The sequence below is a fragment of the Nocardiopsis sp. CC223A genome (assembly GCF_030766825.1).
Taxonomy (GTDB): Bacteria; Actinomycetota; Actinomycetes; order Streptosporangiales; family Streptosporangiaceae; genus Nocardiopsis.
This window is the reverse complement of the sequence record NZ_JASFDV010000025.1, coordinates 1-22,291: the sequence shown is the minus strand read 5'-3', so window position 1 is coordinate 22,291 and position 22,291 is coordinate 1. Positions and strand designations below refer to the sequence as shown.

18 protein-coding genes are annotated in these 22,291 nt (G+C 73.7%); 9 read left to right on the top strand and 9 right to left on the bottom strand.

Features of this window, described 5'->3' with window-relative positions:
• Nucleotides 1-186: 186 nt before the first annotated feature.
• Nucleotides 187-1,095 (bottom strand): Lrp/AsnC family transcriptional regulator, encoded by a 909-nt coding sequence (locus QJS33_RS12630; RefSeq protein ID WP_306368126.1) that lies wholly within the window; start codon nucleotides 1,093-1,095, stop codon nucleotides 187-189.
• A gap of 494 nt (nucleotides 1,096-1,589) precedes the next feature.
• On the opposite strand from QJS33_RS12630, the gene QJS33_RS12625 reads away from it, so the two are divergent.
• The 3 genes from QJS33_RS12625 to QJS33_RS12615 all read left to right on the top strand — a co-directional run bounded on the left by QJS33_RS12625 (nucleotide 1,590) and on the right by QJS33_RS12615 (nucleotide 5,139).
• Nucleotides 1,590-3,107 (top strand): LCP family protein, encoded by a 1,518-nt coding sequence (locus QJS33_RS12625; protein WP_306368125.1) that lies wholly within the window; start codon nucleotides 1,590-1,592, stop codon nucleotides 3,105-3,107.
• A 200-nt stretch (nucleotides 3,108-3,307) separates the two neighbouring features.
• Nucleotides 3,308-4,192 carry a cell wall anchor protein gene (locus tag QJS33_RS12620; protein WP_306368124.1) on the top strand — a complete coding sequence of 295 codons (885 nt, stop codon included), beginning with the start codon at nucleotides 3,308-3,310 and terminating at the stop codon, nucleotides 4,190-4,192.
• Between the two features lie 155 nt (nucleotides 4,193-4,347).
• Nucleotides 4,348-5,139: a hypothetical protein gene (locus tag QJS33_RS12615; protein ID WP_306368123.1), complete on the top strand. Its 792-nt coding sequence runs from the start codon at nucleotides 4,348-4,350 to the stop codon at nucleotides 5,137-5,139.
• 203 nt (nucleotides 5,140-5,342) lie between these two features.
• Here the strand turns inward: QJS33_RS12615 and QJS33_RS12610 are convergent, their stop codons facing one another.
• Nucleotides 5,343-5,561 carry a dodecin gene (locus QJS33_RS12610; protein WP_306368122.1) on the bottom strand — a complete coding sequence of 73 codons (219 nt, stop codon included), beginning with the start codon at nucleotides 5,559-5,561 and terminating at the stop codon, nucleotides 5,343-5,345.
• Between the two features lie 534 nt (nucleotides 5,562-6,095).
• On the opposite strand from QJS33_RS12610, the gene QJS33_RS12605 reads away from it, so the two are divergent.
• Nucleotides 6,096-6,314 (top strand): hypothetical protein, encoded by a 219-nt coding sequence (locus QJS33_RS12605; protein WP_306368121.1) that lies wholly within the window; start codon nucleotides 6,096-6,098, stop codon nucleotides 6,312-6,314.
• A 195-nt stretch (nucleotides 6,315-6,509) separates the two neighbouring features.
• Here QJS33_RS12605 and QJS33_RS12600 read toward each other — a convergent pair whose 3' ends face one another.
• Both QJS33_RS12600 and QJS33_RS12595 read right to left on the bottom strand, forming a co-directional pair.
• Nucleotides 6,510-9,896 (bottom strand): HEAT repeat domain-containing protein, encoded by a 3,387-nt coding sequence (locus tag QJS33_RS12600; RefSeq protein WP_306368120.1) that lies wholly within the window; start codon nucleotides 9,894-9,896, stop codon nucleotides 6,510-6,512.
• A 384-nt stretch (nucleotides 9,897-10,280) separates the two neighbouring features.
• On the bottom strand, nucleotides 10,281-10,829 hold the full coding sequence (locus QJS33_RS12595; protein ID WP_306368119.1) for a molybdenum cofactor guanylyltransferase: 549 nt from the start codon (nucleotides 10,827-10,829) through the stop codon (nucleotides 10,281-10,283).
• 272 nt (nucleotides 10,830-11,101) lie between these two features.
• Between QJS33_RS12595 and QJS33_RS12590 the strand changes: the two genes are divergently transcribed.
• Complete coding sequence (locus QJS33_RS12590) at nucleotides 11,102-11,488, top strand: hypothetical protein (RefSeq protein WP_306368118.1); 387 nt, start codon at nucleotides 11,102-11,104, stop codon at nucleotides 11,486-11,488.
• Nucleotides 11,489-11,580: 92 nt separating this feature from the next.
• On the opposite strand, the gene QJS33_RS12585 is transcribed toward QJS33_RS12590, so the two are convergent.
• Nucleotides 11,581-11,934 carry a nuclear transport factor 2 family protein gene (locus QJS33_RS12585; RefSeq protein ID WP_306368117.1) on the bottom strand — a complete coding sequence of 118 codons (354 nt, stop codon included), beginning with the start codon at nucleotides 11,932-11,934 and terminating at the stop codon, nucleotides 11,581-11,583.
• Nucleotides 11,935-11,994: 60 nt separating this feature from the next.
• On the opposite strand from QJS33_RS12585, the gene QJS33_RS12580 reads away from it, so the two are divergent.
• The gene (locus tag QJS33_RS12580) at nucleotides 11,995-12,972 is read left to right on the top strand and encodes a YafY family protein (RefSeq protein WP_306368116.1); all 978 of its coding nucleotides are present in this window, start codon (nucleotides 11,995-11,997) and stop codon (nucleotides 12,970-12,972) included.
• Between the two features lie 70 nt (nucleotides 12,973-13,042).
• On the opposite strand, the gene QJS33_RS12575 is transcribed toward QJS33_RS12580, so the two are convergent.
• Entirely contained in the window at nucleotides 13,043-14,230 is a 1,188-nt protein-coding gene (locus QJS33_RS12575) for an RtcB family protein (RefSeq protein ID WP_306368115.1), read from the bottom strand.
• A gap of 129 nt (nucleotides 14,231-14,359) precedes the next feature.
• Nucleotides 14,360-15,367, bottom strand: coding sequence for a GTP 3',8-cyclase MoaA (gene moaA / locus QJS33_RS12570; RefSeq protein ID WP_306368176.1), 1,008 nt, complete (start codon nucleotides 15,365-15,367; stop codon nucleotides 14,360-14,362).
• Between the two features lie 354 nt (nucleotides 15,368-15,721).
• Between moaA and QJS33_RS12565 the strand changes: the two genes are divergently transcribed.
• Nucleotides 15,722-16,543: an alpha/beta hydrolase gene (locus QJS33_RS12565; protein WP_306368114.1), complete on the top strand. Its 822-nt coding sequence runs from the start codon at nucleotides 15,722-15,724 to the stop codon at nucleotides 16,541-16,543.
• A 45-nt stretch (nucleotides 16,544-16,588) separates the two neighbouring features.
• Here QJS33_RS12565 and QJS33_RS12560 read toward each other — a convergent pair whose 3' ends face one another.
• Nucleotides 16,589-18,076: a PLP-dependent aminotransferase family protein gene (locus tag QJS33_RS12560; RefSeq protein ID WP_306368113.1), complete on the bottom strand. Its 1,488-nt coding sequence runs from the start codon at nucleotides 18,074-18,076 to the stop codon at nucleotides 16,589-16,591.
• A 324-nt stretch (nucleotides 18,077-18,400) separates the two neighbouring features.
• On the opposite strand from QJS33_RS12560, the gene QJS33_RS12555 reads away from it, so the two are divergent.
• Nucleotides 18,401-19,036 (top strand): YitT family protein, encoded by a 636-nt coding sequence (locus QJS33_RS12555; RefSeq protein WP_306368175.1) that lies wholly within the window; start codon nucleotides 18,401-18,403, stop codon nucleotides 19,034-19,036.
• 441 nt (nucleotides 19,037-19,477) lie between these two features.
• Nucleotides 19,478-21,283, top strand: coding sequence for a glycoside hydrolase family 15 protein (locus tag QJS33_RS12550; RefSeq protein WP_306368174.1), 1,806 nt, complete (start codon nucleotides 19,478-19,480; stop codon nucleotides 21,281-21,283).
• Nucleotides 21,284-21,490: 207 nt separating this feature from the next.
• Here the strand turns inward: QJS33_RS12550 and QJS33_RS12545 are convergent.
• Nucleotides 21,491-22,291: NPCBM/NEW2 domain-containing protein (locus QJS33_RS12545; protein WP_306368112.1), on the bottom strand; the 801-nt coding region annotated here is incomplete at its 5' end.

Below are 22,291 nucleotides of genomic sequence, written 5' to 3'. Positions count from 1 at the left end.
CCCGGTGTGGCCGGTTCGAACCGGCCCCTTCCATACTCACGGGTAACTTAAGCGTGACGCAAGCCATATGGGACGGAAACACGTAAAAATGCTACCGCTGGTTACATTTCGCGGGGCCGCCGGGGGCGCGGGCGGTGGGATGGCCAACGGCGGTCCGGGGCGCACACGGCTCCCGGCCGCCGACGCCTAGGCCGGAATCCACTCCAGCGCGCGGTCCCCTCCCCGGCGTTCCTTGCGGACCGACAGGTGCTCCCACGTCTCCACGTCGGCCACCCCCGGAGTCGAGCGGACGCTCTCCAACGCCTCCACCAGGCGGCAGCGGTCGGGGGCGCTGAGCGTCCCGATCACGTCGTAGCGGCCGAACCCGCTGGCCAGGAACGACACCCGGGACATGTTCGCCAGCCCCGTCCCCAGCGCCTCGGCGTCCCCCCGGCAGCGCAGGCCGAACCCCAACTGCTCGTTGGCGCCCAGCGCCGTCGGCTCCACGATCGCGGTCACATGGATCACCCCCGAGTCCAGCAGGCGCACCACCCGGGAGCGGGCCGCCGCCTGGGACAGCCCCACCTGGCGCGCCAGGTCCGCGTACGAGGCCCGGCCGTCGCGCAACAGCCGGCGAACCAGTCGCCAGTCCAGGGCGTCCAACTCGGCGTCGCGCAGTTCGCGCACGCTGCTGTGGGCGTCCTTGAACACCGAACCGGCCCGGAACACCTCCGCGCCGTCCACCCCCGGCAGTGCGCGCAACTCGGCGAGCTCCTTGGTCAGGGCGCCGTCATCGGCCACCCGCACCTGGGCGACGGCCGGGAACCTGCCCGCCGACTGCGCGGCGAAGGTCACCGCCTCGCGCTCCGCGAGAGCGTCCAGCAAGGGCCCCACCGGACCCGTGACACGGAACGACACATGGCCGAGGACCTCCATGCCCACCACACCGGCGTGCAGGACGCCGACGATCCTGATCGCCCCCGACTGGACCAGCTGGCGCACGCGGGCGCGCACCGCCGTTCGTGAAAGGCCGACCCCGTCGGCCAGTGCCTGGAACGTCGCTCTGCCGTCCCCCTGCAACGCGCGCATCAGCGCCGCGTCAACCGCATCGAGCACAATGGTGCCTTTCGTTCCCATGACGCCGCCCTTCCCCCGGACGACGCCCCCTCCTGCGGCCAGATCATCGCAGCTACGGCGCCGCCATCACTACCGATCGCGAAAGAAATCGGCTGATTCACCCCTTTGAACAGCCGGAAGGGCCCGCTCAATGCCCCATCGGCAACGTCCGCACCACATAACAGACTTGTATAGAACATCCCTAATGAGGGAGTAGCCGTGCACACAACCCCGACAAAGCGCCACACTGATCACACGTGTCGGCGCGACATCCCCGGGGGCACCACGAACCCCGCGGCGGAGGCGTCCGGCCCCGACGGCGCGACCCGGTTCGCCGCAGGCCCCCGCGTGGTCCCCCGCGTTCCGTCCCGGACGCCCCCGTCGGGAGGCGAGGACCCGTTCGTCGGCGGTGTCCGATGACCGCGAACGGTCCGGCGGCGGGGAACAATGGACAGTACGGGGCCGGAACGCCGTCCCCTGGAGAGGAAGCGTCGGTGGCAGCGGAGGACGAGCAACAGGACGGGGCGCCCGCGCGCCCGAGCACGGCCGGGGCCCTGTTGTGGACCGCCGCCGCGGTCCCCCTTCCGGGTATCGCCCACCTGCGGATGCGCCGCAGGGTGGCGGGCGGGGTCATTCTGGGCCTGTACCTGGCCGGGATCGCGGCCCTGGCGGTGTGGGCGATGAGCCTGGGGCGCTCCGGTCCGGACACTCTGACGTCCGTGGCGAGCCTGGCCCTGCGCAGCGGCTGGCTGATGGCCGCGATGGGCACCGTGTTCGTCGTGGCGGTGCTGTGGCTGACCGTCATCGTGCACTCGTGGGCCATCACCCGGCCGCGTCGGGCGTCGACGGGCGCCCGGCTGCTCAGCGGTGCCGTGGTGGTCCTGCTGTGCCTGACGGTGGCCGCGCCCTCGGCGCTGGCCCTGCACGGCGGGTACACCGCGTACGAGGCGCTCAACAGCATCTTCGGCGGCCCCGAACGGGAAGACCTGCCCCCGCACAACGCCGCCGACCCCTGGGACGGGGCGGACCGGGTCAACGTGCTGCTGATCGGCTCGGACTCGGCGGACAACCGGTACGGCGTCCGCACGGACACGATGATCGTCGCCAGCATGGACCCGCACACCGGTGAGGCCGTGCTGATCGGCCTGCCGCGCAACCTGGAGAACGTGCGCTTCCCCGAGGACAGCGCGCTGGCCGAGCGCTACCCCGAGCCCTACGGGTTCGACATGCTGCTCAACGACGTCTACCAGACGGTCGCCGAGGAGCCCGAGGAGCTGGCGATCAACCCGCACGTGCCCGACCCGTCGGCCGACACCCTCAAGGCCGTCATCGGCCACAACCTGGACCTGGACATCTCCTACTACGCGATGGTCGACATGATGGGCTTCCGGGACCTCATCGACGCCATCGGCGGGATCCGGGTGACGATCGAGGACCCCATCCCCTACGGCGTCCACGGCGGCGTCCTGGAGCCCGGGGTCCGGGTGCTCGACGGCCACGAGGCGCTCTGGTACGGGCGCTCGCGGGTGAACACCGACGACTACGGGCGGATGGGGCGGCAGGGCTGCCTCATCAAGTACGTGACCGAGCAGGTGGAGCCGACCACCGTCCTCACCGGTTACCGGGAGCTGGCCGGCGCCACGCAGCGGACGCTGAGCACGGACATCCCGCAGTCGAAGGTGCCCGCGTTCATCGAGCTGGCGGACCTGGTGACCGACACCGGCGAGATGAGCACGCTTCAGCTGTCCCCGCCGCAGGTCAACACGGCGAACCCGGACTGGGACGCCGTCCGGGCCCTGGTCGTCGAGACGCTCTCGCCCGAGGGCCCGGACGGCGACGAGCTGCCCACCGGGTCCCCGAGCCCGTCGGACCCGGCCGTGCCGGGCGAGGAGGGCACCGAGGACGACCGCACCGAGTGGCAGGAGTACACCGGTCTGGACGAGCCGTCCCCGGCCGACCCGGGCCGCCAGGTGGGCGAGGAGGCCAGCGACCTCAACGCCCTGTGCCCCTGACCCGAGTACCGCGGAGGGCGCCGACCGGGTTCCGGTCGGCGCCCTCCGCCGTTCCCGGCGCGGACCGGTGCCGGTCCGGGCGGTCCGCCGCGACTGCCCGCTCGGACCCGGGGGGAAACCGCGGGCACGGCAGGTGACCGCTGTCGGTCAGCCCGCGGCGACCCGTTGCCCGCTCCCCCGGCGCGTGTGAATCTGACGCCGTGACCTCCGCTCAGCTTCTGACCCTCGTCGCGTTGGGCGCCTTCCACGGCCTGCACCCGGGCATGGGCTGGATGCTGGCGGTGGCCCGGGGCCTACAGGAGGGCGGTCGCGGCGCGGTGCTGCGCGCGCTGCCCCCGATCGCCGCCGGTCACGCGGTGAGCGTCGCGGCCGCCGCGGTGGCGATCACCGTCACCGGGTCGGTGACCGCGTCCGTGCTCTTCCCCGTGGTCGGGGGCGGGGTGATCGTGGTGGTGGGGCTGGTGATGCTGCTGTGGCGTCGCCACGTCCACCGGACGGAGATCCGGCTGCCGCCCTGGCAGTTGGCGGCCTGGTCGTTCGTCATGGCGTCGGCGCACGGCGCGGGTCTGATGCTCATGCCGGTGCTGGCGGGGCGCACCTCGCATGGCGTTACGGGCCACGGCGGCGGCCACACCGGCCACGGCGCCGCCGCCCCGCCCTCCGCCGGCACCGGTGCCGCGGAACCCGGCGGGGCCGCGGAGAGCACCGATGCCCCCGAGGCGGGCGGGGCCGGTGGGACGGCCGCGGATACCGAGACGGACGAGGCACCCGTGCTCGGTGGGGACGCCGATACGGGACGAACCGGCGGAGCGGGCGAGACTTCCGGGGCCGACGGGACCGACGGGAGTACGGCGGGGCCCGCGCCGGGGGACGGGGTGTGGGACCTGTGGGACGCCACGCTCACCGGGTTGTGGGCGGCGGGGGTGCACACCGCGGCGATGCTGGCCGCCTGCACCGCGGCGGCGCTGGTCGCACACGACCTCCTCGGGGTCCGCGCGCTGCGGTGGAAGGGGGTCACCATGGACCGGATCTGGGCGGTGACCCTGCTGGTGGGCGGCCTGCTGGTGCTCTGGTCGGTGCGCTGAGCGCGTTCCCCGCCCCGCGTCCCCACGGGTGGGCGCGCGACAATGTGGGAAAAATGTCCACTGTGCCGGAAATCTGAGCATCCTCTGGGGAGTTGACCACTCTGGAACCCGCGCCGGGCGGCCACCGCCCGGCACGAGCGAAGGGCACAAGGGGCATGGCACACAGACCCGTACGACGGGGGCGGCGCTGGAACGGGGTCCTCCTGGCCGTGGGCATCCTCGTCATCCTGGGCGCCCTCGCGGCCCTGGGCACCCGCTGGGTCGTCCAGCGGAGCGACTCCGCCTTCCCGATCTCCACACCGTGGGGACCCGAATGCTCCGTGTGGACCGGCGAGGAGACCGTCCGCCTGGAGCGCGAACAGGCCCGGCGGGCCACCACCGCGGCCGCGGTCGTCGCCCAGGGCGACGACGCGCCGCTGGAGGCCCCCGGCACCGACGACATTCCCGACGCCGTGATGGACGTCCTGACGAACGGCCCCGAGGACGATGCCGGACCCTCGCTGACCTGCCGTTCCGTCAAGAACAGCGACCTGGCCACAGAACCCGACCTGGAGCCCTCGGGCCTGACCCCTCGGGCGCAGACGCTCAAGGAGGGTGTGGAGGAGCACTTCTCCGGTCTCAGCCTGGGCGGCTTCACGCCCGGCGGCTACAACACCGGCCACGGCGAGAGGTCGGCGCACTACGAGGGGCGGGCGCTGGACATCTTCTACCGCCCGGTCAACGAGGACAACCGGCGGGCGGGCTGGATCATGGCGCACTGGCTGATCGCGCACGCGCCCGACTACGAGATCGACGTCATCATCTTCGACGACCGCATCTGGAGCACCTACTACCCGTCGCTGGGGTGGCGCGACTACGAGGCCGACCCCGACAACGAGATCCTGCGGCACCTGGACCACGTGCACGTGGACGTGCAGCGCGGCAGCGACCCGGCCGAGGAACGCTGACCGGCACCGACCGACACGGAGCGGGGCCGGGCCGGGGACGACTCCCCCGGCCCGGCCCCGCCGACGCTCGGCCGGGACCTGACCTGTCAGGTCATTGCGCCTAGGACGTGTTCGGCGGATCATGCCGGGGGAGGCCGCCTCGCGACCGTTCCCCGCACTCGGCGCGAGCGCCGAGACACACGAAGGCGTCCGCCGAGCACACCCTAGCCCTGCGGTTCCTCCAAGCGGAAACCGACCTTGAGGCCCACCTGGAAGTGCGCGACGCCACCGTCCTCGATGTGGCCGCGGATCTCGGTGACCTCGAACCAGTCGAGCCCGCGCAGCGTGCTCGACGCCCGTTCGATCCCGTTGTTGATCGCCTCGGTGACCCCGTCGGGCGACGTGCCGACGATCTCGGTGACCCGGTAGGTGTGGCCGGACATGTGGACCCCCTGACTGATCGGTTGCGCGCGGCCCCGCGGGCCCGCCCCCGCTCACCTGCCTCCCCACATTCACCGCCCGCCACACCGGCCCCGTTCTCGCCCGCCGCACCGGAGAAGGGAACGGAAGCGACGCTTGACCGGGTACGGATAAGGACTTTGGGCCCTGTTGGGATTTCCGTGACCAGGAAGGCACGGACGTCTCCTCCGTCACGCTCCCGCATCCCTCACAAAATAGGCATATAAGCCCTGACCTGGTATTTAAGACCTTCACTCGCCGGGACTCTCCCGAGACAACGTCGTAACTGACTCTTGACGTACCCCCGGGGGTGGCGGTGTACATTGGGTCTTGGCGCTCCGGTCCCCCGTCGGAGCGCGGGACGATGTTTCGAGCCCCCGTCGGAACATCGCATGCGACGCCGGGTGGTTTGCCCCCGTAGCCACCCGGCGTCGCCTTTGTCTTCTCCGGCCCGGTTCCCCTACCCTGCCGTTGCCGCCCGTCCATCGGGCGATCCGCTTTTCTTCATCGGGGGCAGCATGGGTGATTCCGAACGGGCCGAGACCGTGATCTGCTCGCGGCGCGACTGCCGCGACGCGGCGGTGTGGGCCCTGGTGTGGAACAACCCCAAGGTCCACACCCCGGACCGGCGCAAGGTGTGGACCGCCTGCGACGAGCACCGCGCCTACCTGGAGAACTTCCTCCGGTTGCGCGGCTTCCTGCGCGAGACCCTCCCCCTCGACGAAATGAGGGACTGACCCCCGACCCCGTGCGTCGTCCACAGGCCGTGAGGATCCGGCGGCGGGCGCGCAGCGGGCGGAGTACCGTCGATTCGGGGGCGCCGTGCCTCTGCACCGACGCGACACGGCACCCCCGCATCCATTCTCGGCCACCACCGCCACGGCCCGCCATCCGCTCGCGTGGCCTGTGGACAACGGTCGACGGCGAGCGGGTCAGTCGGCGGCCAGGCGCCGGGCGGCGGCGCGCAGGGCGGGGTCGCCCAGCTCCGCGACGCGGGTGAGCAGCGCGGGCCAGGGGTCCGCCCAGCCGTGGTACCGGGTCGCCCGTTCGACCACGGCCAGCGTGGCCCATCCCGCCCGCTCCCTGAGCGGCGGATCCTCGCGGGCGGCCGCGTCCAGGAGTCCCGCACAGATCCCGGCCACGGTCCCGTCCTCGACCGGGGGCCGGCCGTACCGGTCGAACAGCGCCCCCGCGAACGCCTCCGCGTCCTCCCGGCCGAACCGCCCGCGTCGATCGGCCGTGCGCAGGTACCGCAGCACGAGCCCCACGAACACCTCCGGACGCACGTCCTCCTTCTGGGCCGTTTCGCGCATCCGCTCCACGATGATGCGCGCCGCCTCGGTCGCGTACTCGTCGCGGGACTCCAGCAGATCCAGGACCTCGGCCGCCCGGCGGTCGGCCGCCGACCGGTTCCGGATCACCGCCTCGGAGCGCTGGAGCAGGGAGAGCAGCCGGCGGTGCGGGGTGTCCTCCCCCCTCGGGGCCGGGACGGGCGGACCGTCGGCCGGGACGAGGTCGAGCAGGCGGCCGAACACCTCGGCCCGGCGCTCCAGGGCGATGCCCCGGCCCCACAAAGCCAGGATCTCCGCCTGCGGCCCGGCGAAGGGCACGCCCATGTCGCACAGCGCGTCGATGACCGCGTCGACGGCCCGCGGCTCGCCCCAGGGCAGCCAGCGGGCCGTCCACTGCTCCAGCCGCCAGTGGTGCGTATCCGGTTCTGGCAGGCCGCCGACCAGGGCCGCCATGGCCGCCCGGTGCTCGGGCGGGCAGCGCGACAGCCCCGGGGCGAGCAGGGCCAGGTGCAGTTCGGCCTCGGTGAAGGACGGGGCGTGCCGGGCCAGTGCCGGGAGCGCCGCCGGGTCGTCCAGGCAGCGGACCAGGGCGCCCACCACCGCGGCGCGCACGTCGCGGTGCAGTTCCTCGGTGTCCAGCGCGCGGACCAGGTGTCCGACCGCGCCCGGGGGCCGGTGGTGCCCGAGCAGGCGCGCCGCCGCCTTGCGGACGGTGACCTTGGCCGGACCCAGGAGGGTGTCGGCCAGGGCCGGTCCGAGCTCCGTCGGCGACGCGGCCAGGGCCTGGCGTGACAGCGCCGGCCCGGCCGCCCGCGACTGCGGCCCGTCCGCACCCCGCAGGATCAGGTCCAGGGTCCGGTCGCCGCTGCGGCCCAGGGCGGACAGCGCGGCCTCGCGCAGCACGATGTCCTCGCCTTTCAGGTAGGGCCGCAGCCGGTGCATCGTGCGGGGCAGGTCACCCAGCCGGAGCAGGGCGCGTTCCCGTTCGACGGTCCCGGCGGCCGGGTCGGCCGCGATGTCCGCCAGGCGGTCGGCCAGGGCCGCGGTCAGGCGGGCCGGCAGGTGGCGGGCCGCGCGCCGGTCCGGGGCCGGGACCCGGGAGGGGTCGGCGGCCGCCAGGGACGCCAGCACGGTGTCGGTGGGCTGCGAGCGGAGCAGCAGGGGCCAGACCCTCGGCAGCCCGACGGTGTCCGGGGCGGCCTCGACCAGGTCCCGCGCCCTGGCGGCGGCGTCCGGACCGGACAGGTAGAGCCGGGCCGCGGTGTTCGCCACCGCCCGGTGCTCGGCCTCCAGCACCGCCGAACGCAGGTGTGCGCGCAGCTCCGGCAGGTTCCGGATCCGGCGGCCCAGGTCTGCGGCCACCAGAACGGTGGAGGTGTGCTCGCCGCGGGCGCGGGCCGCGTCCAGCACCGGGGCCAGCCGCCGGTACAGCTCGGTCTCCGCCCCGGCGGGCAGCACCTGGTCCAGGTGGGGTTCGAGATCGGTCGGGGTGTTCCAGCGCCGTCCGGCCCACCACGGCGGGTTGCTGCGGGGCCGCCCGACCCGGCCCGGACCGTCCCGGCCGAACCGCTCGACCAGGCGGACGTACACGTCCAGGGCCCACGAGCGGGCCTCCGCTCCGGAATCCGGGTGGCGCAGCAGGCGGATCGCGATGTCCCGCAACGCCCGGCGGGTGTCCTCGCCCGCGTCACGGCTCTGGACGGTGTGGACGAGCAGCCGTTCCAGGGCCGGGAGCGCCTGCCCGAGCAGGGGTACCGGGAGGCCGGCCACCGAACGCAGCAGCGCCCGGCGCACCGGATCGCGTTCGGCGCGCGCCCGGTCCGCCCGGGTGAGCAGGACGTCGGCGAGCAGTGCCGGGTCCCCCGTACGGCCCGCCGCGGTGACCAGTGCGGCCAGACCGCGGGCCCGGCGCGCCGCGTCACCGGAGGCGGCGGCGTCGGCGAGCGTGTCCGCGACCTCGGCGTAGGGCAGGAAGGCGAGGGCGTCCAGGTCCAGGTGGGGATCGCCGTGCCGGTGCTGCCACCGCTGGTCGCGGCGGATCTCGGCCAGGACGACCCGTGCCCGCCGTTCGGCCGCCTCGCGGGGGCACAGGTCGAGGTGGGCCAGGATCACGCGGAACGGAAGACGGTGGTGGTCCGCGAAGAAACGCTCCAGGTGACGCGCACGCGTCCCGGGTTCCATGGCGCGCAGCACCGGACGGGCCCGTTCCGGGAACATGCGCATGGCCCGGTGCAGGGAGCGGACGCTGCGGTCGCCGTAGGGCGTCACCGGGTACCGGGAGGGGTAGAAGCGTTCGTCGTTCCCGTCCCTGGTGCGGGCGGCGTGCGGGTAGTGGTGCGGCCGCCAACGCTCGTTCCCGGAGGCGAGCTCGGCGACCGCGGCCGGGCGGATCGGGTCGAGGGCGAGCAGGGCCCGCCGCACCGGCTCGTCGCCCAGGGTGCGCAGGTACGCGACGAGGGTGTCGGGGTGGCGGCGGGCGAGCCTGCTCCAGGACCCGACCGCGTGGGCGAGGTCGGGCAGGTGGTCGGCGACGGCCTGCACGGAGCAGGCGGGGAGGAGGACGGCGGCCTCGGGGGCGCCGTGGTCGCGGCGGACGGTGGGCAGCAGCCGGTCGGCCAGGGCCGGGCGGCGGGCGTGGAACAGGGTGCGGTAGAGGGCGCGGCGCAGCCCGGTGGGCGCGTCGTGCAGGACGGGGGGCACCGCCTCGTCCGGGACCGGGAGCGTGCGCACGGCGCGCAGGGCGGCGCGGCGCAGGTCCGGGTGGGGTGAGGCGAGGTGGCGGGCGACCGCGTCGAGGTCGCGGGACACCAGGGCCAGGTGGGAGGCGAACGCCCGTTGGGCGTGCGGGGCGAACCCGGAGTCCCGGACGAAATCCTCAAGGTCGCGGACGACCGCGGAGAGTTCCGGGGTTCCCGCGTGTCGGCGGGCGAAGCCCGTCAGGGCGTGCGTCCGCGCGGCGCAGGAGAGGGGTTCGACGGTGGACAGAAGGTGGGTGGCCGACGCCCGCGTCGGCTCGGTGGGGCTCAACGGCCCGGGCGGATTCCGCCCTTCCTGATCGTCATGGCGCTCATGATGGGGGACCGGACGGGCGTTGCGCAAGTCCGGGACCGCCGGAACCACGGACGGGGCAGGCGGCCGCGCACCGCCGGGCATGGCCGTCCCAGGTCCGGCCCGCGAGGGCGGACGTGCCGCGACGACACGGCCCGCACGGCGGGGAGACCCCGACCCCCGTGGCGGCGGGGGACCGGACGGGCGTTGCGCAAGTCCGGGACCGCCGGAACCACGGACGGGGCAGGCGGCCGCGCACCGCCGGGCATGGCCGTCCCAGGTCCGGGCCGCGACGGCGGACGTGCCGCGACGACACGGCCCGCACGGCGGGGAGACCCCGATCCCCGTGGCGGCGGTCCGGCGTCAGGCGTCCAGGCGGCGGGCGGCGCGCTCCAGGTCCTCGGGGGTGTCGCAGTCGGCGACGGCCTCCGGGTCCGGCGCCGGGACGAGCCGGGGCTCCAGCGGGCCGAGCAGGCCGTGCAGGGACCGGCCCTCGTAGGCGGCCAGGGCGTCGCGGACGTCGGAGGTGCGCCACACGCCGGTGAGCCACTGCTCGCGCCCGTCGGCGTCGACGAACACGGCGTTCGGTTCGAGCAGGGCCAGATGCCGCCCGGTCAGGTGGGGCAGGTCGGCGGCGAGCAGCGCGAACCGGTCCGCCCGCACCTGCGGCAGCCCCGCGCGCAGGGCCGGGACCGGACCCGACCCGGGCGGGTCCTCGCGCACGTACAGCGCCTCCGGTGAGTCCCGCTCGGGGCCCACGACGATGATCCGCGCCCCGGGCGCGTGGTCGCGGACCGCCGCCGCGACGCGCTCCAACAGGGTGCGCCCGCCGACGGCCAGGCCCGGCTTGTCGACGCCGCCCATGCGGGTGCCCGCCCCGCCCGCGAGGATCACCGCGTCCAGAGTGCTCATGTCCCCAGCATGGCCCCAGCGGCCTCCTCCCTCCACCCCGGCGGTCCGGGTCGGGGCGGTGCGGGCCGCCGAAGGCCCGCCGAGGCTCTCCTCCCCGCGGAACCCTGAACACGTCACCACACGAACACAACAGAAATCCTGAGAAAACACACGCAGAAAAAAATAAAAGCCACACAAACACCTAGTCGTGACACTCCGGATGTGGTTGAGTACGGACCGCCCCCAGACGCGGGGCGCCCCTGCCCCTCACCCACCGTCCTTCGAGGAGTCCCATGACAGCCGCCCTCTCCCGAGGCAAGTCGCTCGCCCTGGCCCTGGTCCTGGGCCTGGTGCTGGCATTCGGCATCACGGTCGGAACCGCGGCCCCGGCCGCGGCGGCGGCCGGCACCTTCCGCCTGTGCAACGTGGCCTCCGACTACACGGCCAAGGCCGCCTTCTCCAACACCGGCGGCTTCTCCACCTACGTGGTCGGCCCCGGCCGGTGCACCTCGGTCGGCATCCCCTCCGCGTCCTCGTCCTACCACGTGACCATCCGCGGGACCTGGGCCGGCTCCCCCGCCAAGACCACCACCCTGTACGGCATCCCGTCCGGCCGCAGCATCGACTTCCACACCGGTGGGACCTTCGCCTCCCCCCAGTTCACCCCGCTGGTCTACTGACGCCCCGGCGGAGCCCCCGGGGCCCCGCCCCGCGGAGCGGGCCCCGCCGTCCGGTGCCGCACCGGACGGCGGGGCCCGCAGCCGTCACCCCGTCAGAACCTCAGGGCCGGCTGGTCCACGACCCACAGCCAGGTCCCGTCCGGCCGGCGCCGGGCGATCTCGACGCTCACGTCGCCGTCGGCCTGCGTGGCCACCGTCAGGGCCAGGTCGCCGCTCACCAGGGCCGGCTGCTGCTTCCCCGGCTCCAGCACCGGCGCGGCCGCGGCGAACCGCTCGAACACCGCGCGGATCTGCTCGTGACCGGTCGCAAGGCTGCCCGGCGGGAAGGCCAGCACGGCGTCCGGCTCGTACAACGCCACCAATCCGTCGACGTCACCCGCGTTGCCGCGCTCGATGAAGTACCTGCCCAGGTCGTTCGGCTCGATGGCCGCTTTCTTGTTCGTCATACGACCAGCCTCCCGGCGAATCACGACATCCTCTGTCATGTATTTCGGTAGGGTTCTCGGATGCGCGCGGATCGGCTGGTGTCACTGGTGCTGTTGCTGCGTCGGCACGGACGCCTGTCGGCGACCGCGCTCGCCCGTGAGCTGGAGGTGTCCACGCGCACCGTGCTGCGCGACATCGAGGCCCTGTCCGCGGCGGGCGTCCCGGTCTACGCCGAACGCGGTCGGCACGGCGGTTTCGCGCTCCTGCCCGGTTTCCGGACCGAGCTCACCGGTCTGAGCCACGACGAGGCGCTCGCCCTGCTGGTCGCCGGGTCGCGGCGCGGGGCGCAGGCGTTCGGCCTGGGCTCGGCGCTGGCCTCGGCCATGCGCAAGGTGGTCGACGCGCTGCCGGAGGGCGACCGGGCCACCGCGGCCGGGGCGGCCCGGCGGCTGCTCGTCGACCCGGAGACCGACCTGCTCGCGCGCCGGCTCGCCGCCGAGGAGGTACCCGACGCCGTGGTGGCCGAGATCCGGCGCGCGGTGTTCGCCGGACACCGGCTGCGCATCCGCTACGCGGCCGCCGGCCGGGACCCGCAGTGGCGCACGGTCGACCCGATCGGCCTGGTCACCGTGCGCGACCAGGGCTACCTGCTGGCCACGAGGGCCGGCGCGGACCGCACCTACCGGCTGTCCCGGGTCCTGGCCGCCGAGGCGCTGGACGAACCGGCGCGGCGGCCGGACCGGGTGGATCTGGACCGGGTCTGGCAGGAGCGCAGCACACGGTTCCGGACCGGCGGCGACCAGGTCGCCGTGCTCGCCCTGGTGGCCCCGGAGCGGCGGGAGGAGCTGGCGGGCACCGCGTTGACCGTCCGCGGGGAGGAGACCCCGGAGGCGGACGGCCGGCTGCGGCTGGAGGTGGCCTTCCAGGACCCCCGGCACGCCGAGTGGGCCCTGTGGCGGCTGGCCGCGGACGCGGAGGTCCTGTCCCCGGGGTGGCTGCGCACCGCCCTGCGCGACCGCGCCGCCGCGATGGCCGACCGCTACGGGACACCGCCCTGAGGGACGGCGCCGGACCCGCCGCAGGCCGCCACCGGGCCCCGTGCCGGGCGCGGGCGGCCCACGACCGTCGTCAGCCCTTGACGCAGACCACCTGGCGCAGGTGCGCGACCACGCGCACCAGGTCGGTCTGGGCGGCGATCACCGACTCCAGGTCCTTGTACGCGGCCGGGATCTCGTCCACGACCCCCGCGTCCTTGCGGCACTCCACACCCTCGGTCTGGGCGGCCAGGTCGGCGGCGGTGAACGTCTTGCGCGCCTTGGTCCGGCTCATCCGGCGCCCGGCCCCGTGCGAGGCGGAGTTGAACGAGTCCTCGTTTCCCAGCCCCTTCACGATGTACGTCCCGGTCGCCATGCTGCCCGGGATGATCCCGTACTCCCCCGCACCGGCGCGGATCGCGCCCTTGCGGGTGACCAGCACGTCCACCCCGTCGTAGGTCTCCTCCGCCACGTAGTTGTGGTGGCAGGAGATCCACTGCCCGAACCGGGTGCCGGGCACCTGCCCGGCCAGGACCTCGCAGGCCAGCCCCATCATGACGTCGCGGTTGCGGCGGGCGTAGTCCTGGGCCCAGAACAGGTCGCGGCGGTAGGCGTCCATCTCCGGGGTCCCGGTGAGGAAGACCGCCAGGTCGCGGTCGGGCAGGTCCTGGTTGTGCGGCAGGGCGCGGGCCCGTCCGATGTGGTGCTCGGCCAGCTCCTTGCCGATGTTGCGCGAACCCGAGTGCAGCACCAGCCACACGGTGTCGTCGTCGTCCAGGCACACTTCCAGGAAGTGGTTGCCGCCGCCGAGGGTGCCCATCTGGCGCAGCGCCCGCTCGCGACGCGGGTGGACGGCCTCGGCGAGGTCGTCGAACCCCTGCCAGAACGTGTCCCAGCGCGTGCTGCGCAGCCCCGGGACGGCGGCCGGGTCGACGGCCTCGTCGTGGAAGTGGAACCCCACGGGGATCGCGGCCTCCAGGGCCGACCGCAGCTTGGCGAGGTCGTCGGGCAGGCGGGAGGCGGTGAGGTCGGTGTGCACCGCGGTCATGCCGCAGCCGATGTCCACACCGACGGCGGCCGGGCTGACGGCGTCGCGCATGGCGATGACGGAACCGACGGTGGCGCCCTTGCCGTAGTGCACGTCGGGCATCACGGCCAGGCCGTGCACCCAGGGCATGCCGCTGACGTTGCGCAGCTGTTCGAGGGCGGCGCCCTCGACCTCGTCCGGGCGGGCCCACATGCGGATGGGGATCCGGGTACCGGGGATCTCGGTATAGGACATGACAGGCCACCTCCCTTTCGCGAACGGCCTGTTCTCACGGGTCGGGCGCGGTCGCGCCCCGCAACATTGAGCCGTAAAGGGGGCTGTTCGTCCACCGGTTTTCCGTGAGGGGGCCTCGGGGCAGGCCGGTCAGCCGCCGATCGCGGACATGGGCCGGGCGGGCTGGAGGAACCCCGGGTCGTCGATGCCGTGCCCGGGGAACTTGCGGGCGACCGCCGCCGTCCAGCGCTCGGCGATCTCGGCGTCGGTGGCCCCCTCCCGCAGCGGGGTGCGCAGGTCGGACTCCTCGCGGGCGAACAGGCAGTTGCGGATCTGGCCGTCGGCGGTGAGCCGTACCCGGTCGCAGGTCCCGCAGAAGGGCCGGGTGACCGAGCCGATCACCCCGACGGTGGCCTCGCGGCCGTCGGGGAAGGTGTGCCCGAGGACCCGGAAGAGTTCGGCCGGGGCGCTGCCGCGCGTGCCCGGGTCGGCCTCGGCGAGGTCGAACGCGGTCTCCAGGCGGGCGAGGATCTCGTCGGCGGTGACCATGTCGTCGCGCCGCCAGCCGTGCTGGGCGTCCAGCGGCATCTGCTCGATGAAGCGCAGCTCGTAGCCGTGCTCGATGCAGTAGCGCAGCAGGTCGGCGGCCTCGCCGTCGTTGACGCCGCGCATGAGCACCGCGTTCACCTTGACCGGGGTGAGCCCGGCCTCGGCGGCCGCGGCCATGCCCGCGATGACGTCGTCGAACCGGCGGCGGCGGGCGAGGGTCTCGAAGACCTCCGGGCGCAGGGTGTCCAGGGAGACGTTGACGCGGTTCAGGCCCGCCTCGGCCAGTGCGGGGGCCATCCGGGCCAGGCCGATGCCGTTCGTGGTGAGGGCGGTGTGCGGGCGGGGGCGCAGGGCGGCGGTCCCGGCGACGATGGCGGGCAGGCCGCGGCGGAGCAGGGGTTCGCCGCCGGTGAAGCGGACCTCGGTGATGCCCAGGCGGGTGACGCCGATGTCGATGAGGCGGAGCAGTTCGTCATCGGTGAGGAGTTCGGGTTTGGGCAGCCACTCCAGGCCTTCGGGGGGCATGCAGTAGGTGCAGCGCAGGTTGCACCGGTCGGTGAGCGAGACCCGCAGGTCGGTCGCCACGCGCCCATAGGAGTCGGTCAGCACGGGCGTCACCCTCTCCAGTCGAAGTCGTCGAGCAGAACGCCGCTTGCACCACTCGGGGGTCATCCGAAGGGATACCCATCTGTTCAGCGTAGAAGATTCGCTTTCGGGGGGAGTAGCCCCGATCACACCCTTTGACATATTTCGTCGGCGCGCACGAGAGAACACCGCCGTTTCCGGAGCATCCTCCGGACGCGGCGCCCGGGCCGCGACCGCAGGTGACGGGTGCGGATGACCGGGCCGCCGGGCCCGGGGCCCCGCGAACACCCACGGGCGGTGTTCTAGGGTGTCCAACGCCACAGGCGACCATCACAGCGATGGTCGCAGACGCGCAGGCCGACGAGGAGGCAGGACACGGTGATCACCACACGGGAATGGGGACTGGCCGGCGGGCCGAACGGTTCCGGGAGGCTGGCCGCACGGGCCTGGGCGCCCGCCGAGGGCGAACCCACCTGGCTGGCCGTCCTGGTCCACGGCTACGGCGAACACCTGGGGCGGTACGAGCAGGTCGCCGCCGACCTGGTGGCCGCCGGAGCGGTGGTCTACGGCGCCGACCACCGGGGGCACGGCGGCTCCTCCGGCGAACGGGTCCTCATCGACGACTACGCGGAGGTGGTCCAGGACGTGCACCGGGTCGTCGCCCAGGCCCGGACCGCCTACCGATCGCTGCCGCTGGTCCTCATCGGCCACTCCATGGGCGGTCTCATCGCCTCCCGCTACGCCCAGACCCACCCCGGGGAGCCGACCGCGCTGGTGCTGTCCGGCCCCGTGCTGGGCCGCTGGGAGGTGCTGGAGGCGCTGGCCGCCGCCCCGGAGATCCCCGACATCCCCATCGACCCCGCCACCCTCTCCCGCGACCCCGCCGTCGGCGAGGCCTACGTGGCCGACGAACTGGTCTGGCACGGCCCGTTCAAGAAGGCCACGGTGAACGCGATGCTCACCGAGATCGACCGGGGGCTCGACGCGGGCTCGCTGGGGGACCTGCCCCTGCTGTGGGTGCACGGCTCCGACGACCGTCTGGTGCCGCTCGCGGGGACCATCACCGGCATCGAGGCGATCCTCGGCTCGGACTTCACCGCCCGGGTCTTCCCCGGGGCCCGCCACGAGGTGTTCAACGAGACCAACCGCGACGAGGTGATCGGCGAGGTCGTGCGCTTCGCCCACCGGTTCACCGCCTGAGGGGTCCCGGTCCGGCGGTCCGGCCGCCGGACCGCCGGGCCGCGGTCAGACGTACAGCCGGCCGTGGGGCTGGGCCGGGTGCGCCAGGGTCTCGGCGTAGGCGGCGGCCAGCCGGTCCACGGCGTCGGCGAGCACGTCCGGCGGCCGCGTGTAGGACAGCCGCAGGTAGCGTTCCAGGGTCCCGTCCGACCCGAACACCGGGCCCGCCGCCGGGTGGACCCCGTGCCGGACCGCCGCCGCCGACAGCGCGCTCGCCACCGGCTGCGGCAGCGTCGCCCACAGCACCAGACCGCCGCCGGGCACGTTGGGCCGCCAGTCGGGCAGCCGGTCGCGCAGCGCCGCCAGCAGGGCGTCGCGGTTGCGGCGCAGCCAACGGCTGCGCTCGGCGCGGATGCGCATCACGTCGGCGAGCAGGTGTGTGGTGGTGAGCTGGTCCAGCACCGCCCCCGCCAGGTCGAAGCGCTGGCGCACCGCCATCAGCCGGGCCACCATCGGCGGGGTGGTGCGCACCCAACCCACCCGCAGCCCGCCCCACAGCAGCTTGCCCACGGACCCGACCGTGACGACCCGGCCGTCGGTGTCGTGGGCGGCCACCGGGGCGGGCAGGTCGCCCGAGTCGATGGCCAGCTCGGCCATCGACTCGTCGACCACCAGGTGGGCCCCGGCCCGGCGCGCCTCGCGCACCAGCACCCGCCGTTCGTCGTCGTCCATGAGGGCGCCGGTGGGGTTGTGGAAGTCGGGGATGAGATAGGCCAGTGAGGGCCGCCACTGGCGGAACGCGTCCACCAGGTACTCCATGTCCCAGCCCTGCGGGGTCACCCCCACCGTGCGCACCCGCGCCCCGCTGCGGCGGACCGCGTCCAGGGCGTGCGGGTAGGTGGGCGACTCCACCAGGACCTCGTCGCCCGGCTGGACCAGCAGGTCCAGGAGCAGGGCCACCCCCTGTTGGGCGCCGTTGGTGACGAAGATCTGCTCGGGGGTGGTGGGCAGTCCGCGTTCGACGTAGCGGCGGGCGATGGCGTGGCGCAGTTCGGGCAGGCCGTAGGGGTAGTAGCCGAGGCCGCCCACGTGCGCGGCCAGCTGCTCGGCGGCCCGGAAGGCGGCGTCGCGCAGGCCCTCCACCGCCGGGGGCCCGGCCACACCCAGGTCGATGTGCTCGGCGGCCCCGGACAGGAACGGCGACGGGGAGGGGTCCCCGGCGCCGGTGTCGGGCAGCACGGTCCAGCTGCCCGCGCCCTGGCGGCTGTCCAGGAACCGGTTGTCGCGCAGCCAGGAGTAGGCGGCGGTGACGGTGTTGCGGCTGACGCCCAGGGCGGTGGCGAGGTCGCGTTCGGCGGGCAGGCGGGTGTTGGTGGGCACCCGGCCGTCCAGCACCAGGCCGCTGACGGCCCGGGCGATGGAGAGGTAGTAGGGGCGCTCCACCGGGGCCTCGCCGATGAGGCGGGCCAGCAGGCGGCCGTTGATCCGGCGGGTGCCGCCCCCGGCCGTGGAGCGCTCCGCCGTTCGGACCGTGCCGCCCTGTCGTGACGCCATGGCGCCGCTCCCCTCGTACTCGTTCCCGCTGGTGTCCGCGCACCCCGTGGGGCCACTTTCTGGAATTGGCACTTTGAGTACGGTGCCACATGGTCCAGGATACCGAGGTGGCACCACTGCGGCACGGGGGGATGGCGGTGGAGCCGGGAGGATTCCGTACCACCTGATCCGATGATCCCCCCTTCGCCCTGAAAGGACGGGTCCGTGGACGAACGGCGCGACCCCCGCCCCGACGAGTTCCGCCCCGGCGGGCCGGAGGGCCCCGCGGTCCCCGCATCCCCCGACCTCCCTCCCGCCGACCGTCCCTCCCTGTTGAGTCGGGTGATGGTCACCCCGGCGCTGCCCCGGCCGCGGCTGCGCCGCCTGGTGCGGTTGTACGTCGGCCTGACCCTGTACGGGCTGAGCGTCGCCCTGCTGATCGAGTCCGACCTGGGGGCCATGCCCTGGGCCGTGCTGGACCAGGGGCTGGCCCTGCGCACCGGGCTGTCCATCGGCACCTGGACGATCATCGTCGGAGCGCTGCTGATGCTGCTGTGGATCCCGCTGCGGCAGAAGCCCGGGATCGGCACCCTGAGCAACGTGGTCATGATCGGCGCGACCGCGGACCTGTTCCTGTGGCTGCTGCCCGAGACCGGGGTGCTGTGGATCCGCATCGCCGAGCTGCTGCTGGGCATCCTGGCGTGCGCGCTGGCCACCGGCTACTACATCGGTGCGGCGCTGGGCCCGGGCCCGCGCGACGGGCTCATGACCGGCCTGGCCGCCCGGGGGCTGTCGGTGCGCCTGGCCCGCACCGTGATCGAGGTGGCCGTGGTGATCACCGGGTTCCTGCTGGGCGGCACGGTGGGCGTGGGGACGCTGGTGTTCGCGGTGGCGATCGGCCCGCTCACCCAGATCTTCCTACCCTTGTTCCGGATGTCCGAGAACCACCCGGAAACACCGATCCGATCGACCGATCGGTGACCCGGTCGACATTAGTTGATCACCACGACATAACTTCTGGCCTGACAAACTCCCACAATTGACCACATACCGCCCTGCACTCTCAGGTGCACGTGCAATTGCGGGTGGCGTACCCACCGGAGAGGGGGGAAGATGGGGAACCGCGGTGAACGGAAAAGGACCGTTTCGGGCCGGCTCCCCTGAACCGACCTTTGTGTCAGCCCTCACCTGGGCACATACCCGGGTACAGGGGCAAGCGGCACGTGGTCGCGAGGGGAGGGGCCGTGACCCGAACGGCGCCCCTGCCCGCGGCGGGCACCGCCCCGCCGGAACGGGCCGGGAGAAGCACCCCGACGGGGCGTGTACACGGGCGTGCACGCAGCGGGCCGGTCTGGAGCACCGCACCACCCCCGTCCGGAGGCAGGAGTGCCCGCGCCGACCGCAAGGACTCATGACGACGTGTTGGGGGTGAGCCGCGTGCCCGGCTGGATTGAAGACTACGCAATGATCGGCGACATGCAGACCGCCGCGCTGGTCGGACGCGACGGTTCCATCGACTGGGCGTGTCTGCCCGACTTCGACTCCTCCGCCTGCTTCGCCGCCCTGCTGGGCGACGAGCAGAACGGCAACTGGACCCTGCGCCCCGCCGACGGCGAACCCCGGGCCACCCGGCGCCGCTACCGGGGGGACACGCTCATCCTGGAATCGGAGTGGGACACCGAGACCGGGACGGTCCGGGTCATCGACTTCATGCCGCCCCGCGGCGGTGCGCCGCACATCGTGCGCATCGTGGAGGGCGTCAGCGGCCGGGTCACCATGTGCACCGAACTGCGCCTGCGGTTCGACTACGGGCACGTGGTCCCGTGGGTGCACCGGACCGGGAGCGAGCTGGTGGCGATCGCCGGGCCCGACGCCGTGTGGCTCAGCACCCCCGTCAGCCTCCAGGGCCACAACTTCACCCACGACACGACCTTCACCGTCAGCGCCGGGCAGCGCGTCCCCTTCGTCCTCACCTGGCACCCCTCCCAGGTGGAGGAGTCCGACCACCTCGACGCCGAGAAGGCGCTGTCGCGGACCGAGCGGTTCTGGGAGAAGTGGGTGGGCCAGTGCACCTACGACGGCCCCTACCGCGAGGCCGTCATCCGGTCCCTCATCGTGCTCAAGGCCCTCACCTACCGGCCCACCGGCGGCATCGTCGCCGCCCCCACCACCTCCCTGCCCGAGGAGATCGGCGGCGTCCGCAACTGGGACTACCGGTACTGCTGGCTGCGCGACGCCACCATCACCCTGGAGGCGCTCATCCGCTCCGGGTACACCGACGAGGCGCTGGCCTGGCGCGAATGGCTGGTCCGGGCGGTCGCCGGAGAGCCCCAGCTGATGCAGATCATGTACGGGATCCGGGGCGAGCGGCGGCTCACCGAGTGGGAGGCCGACTGGCTCCCCGGGTACGAGGGGTCGCGGCCGGTGCGCATCGGCAACGCCGCCGTCGGCCAGTACCAGCTGGACGTGTACGGCGAGGTCATGGACGTGCTGCACCTGGCCCGGCGGCACGGCATCCGGGGCGGCGACTACCTGTGGGGATTGCAGCGGTCCCTGGTCAACTACCTGGAATGGTGCTGGGACGAACCCGACGAGGGATTGTGGGAGGTGCGCGGGCCGCGCCAGCACTTCGTGCACTCCAAGGTGATGGCGTGGGTGGCGGCCGACCGGGCGGTGCGCAGCATCGAGGAGTTCGGCAAGGAGGGACCCATCGAGCGCTGGAAGGCCCTGCGGGACACCATCCACGCCGAGGTGTGCGAGTACGGGTACGACCCGCAGCGCAACACGTTCACGCAGTACTACGGCAGCAAGGAACTGGACGCGGCGCTGCTGCTGATCCCCGAGGTGGGGTTCCTGCCCTATGACGACCCCCGGGTGATCGGGACGATCGAGGCGGTGCGCAAGGACCTGATGGTGGACGGGTTCGTGCTGCGGTACCGGACGGACCTGGAGAACTCGGCCGACCAGCTGCCGGGGGACGAGGGCGCGTTCCTGGCGTGCAGTTTCTGGATGGCGAACGCGCTGCTGTCCATCGGGCGCCAGGACGAGGCGCGGGAGCTGTTCGAGCGGCTGCTGGCGCTGCGCAACGACGTGGGGCTGCTCGCCGAGGAGTGGGACCCGCGGATCGGGCGGCAGGTGGGGAACTTCCCGCAGGCGTTCAGCCACGTGCCCCTGGTGACGACGGCGCTGAACCTGGCCGACCGGCAGGGCGGCTGGCGCGCCGAGTAGGTATGCGCGAAGGTGCCCCGCGGCCGACCGGAAGCGGCCGCGGGGCACCGGTGCGTGCGGGGCGGGCGCGCCGCCCCGTCAGCGGCCCGACCTCCCGGCCGACCGGCCAGGGCACGGACCGGCCCCGGAACCCGACGGTTCCGGCGACGGGAGCGGTCACCTGCCGACGGCCACGGCACCGGGTCCCAGCGGCCCGGGGGGGTCGCATCAGGCGGTGAGGGTGGGGTCGGCCCAGACGGGGTAGACGCCCCCGGCGTCGCTCTCCACCTCGATGCGCAGGCGCAGGGCGTCGCGCACGTCGACCTCGACCTCCATCGTCTCGCCCAGTTCGAGGGTCTCGGTGACCTCGGGCTCGCCGTCGATGTGGACGGTGAAGGTGGTGGTCGCCGAGGCACTGGAGGTGTCGTCCACCCCGATGGTGGCGGTGAAGGTCGACCACTTGCGGCCCAGGTTGTAGTCGGCCCAGCCGGTGCAGGGGTCGTAGTCGCCGCCGCAGTCGGTGGAGACGAGGGCCCTGGTGTGGGCCTCGCCGTTCAGCTCGGCGCGGCCGGTGCCGGGGAGCCAGGAGTCCTGGTGGCTGTCGACGATCTCCATCTGGGTGAGCAGGGTGGTGTCCCCGGGCGCGGGGGCGTCGGGGTCGGTGCCGGGCCCGGAGGCGTCCTCCTTGGGGGCGCCGGTGGGCTGCGCGGCCATCGGCGGGGCCTCCTCCTCGGCCTCGGAGGGGTCGGCGGGCGGCCCGTCGGGGTCGTCGGCGGCGACCTGCTGGGAGTCGCCCGCCAGGAAGGGCAGGCCGCGGTCCATGACCACGTAGGTGAGGACGGAGCCGCCGACCATGCAGACCACGGCGAAGGCGGCCAGCCCGATGAGGACCGGCTTGCGCGACTTCTTCTTCTCGGGCTCGGGCGGCTCGGGGGCGGGCGGGTGCCCGTAGCCGGGGAAGGCGCCGGTGGCCGAGGGCGGCGGCGGACCCCAGCCGGGCCGGGGCGGTTGTGCGGACGGCGGGCCGCC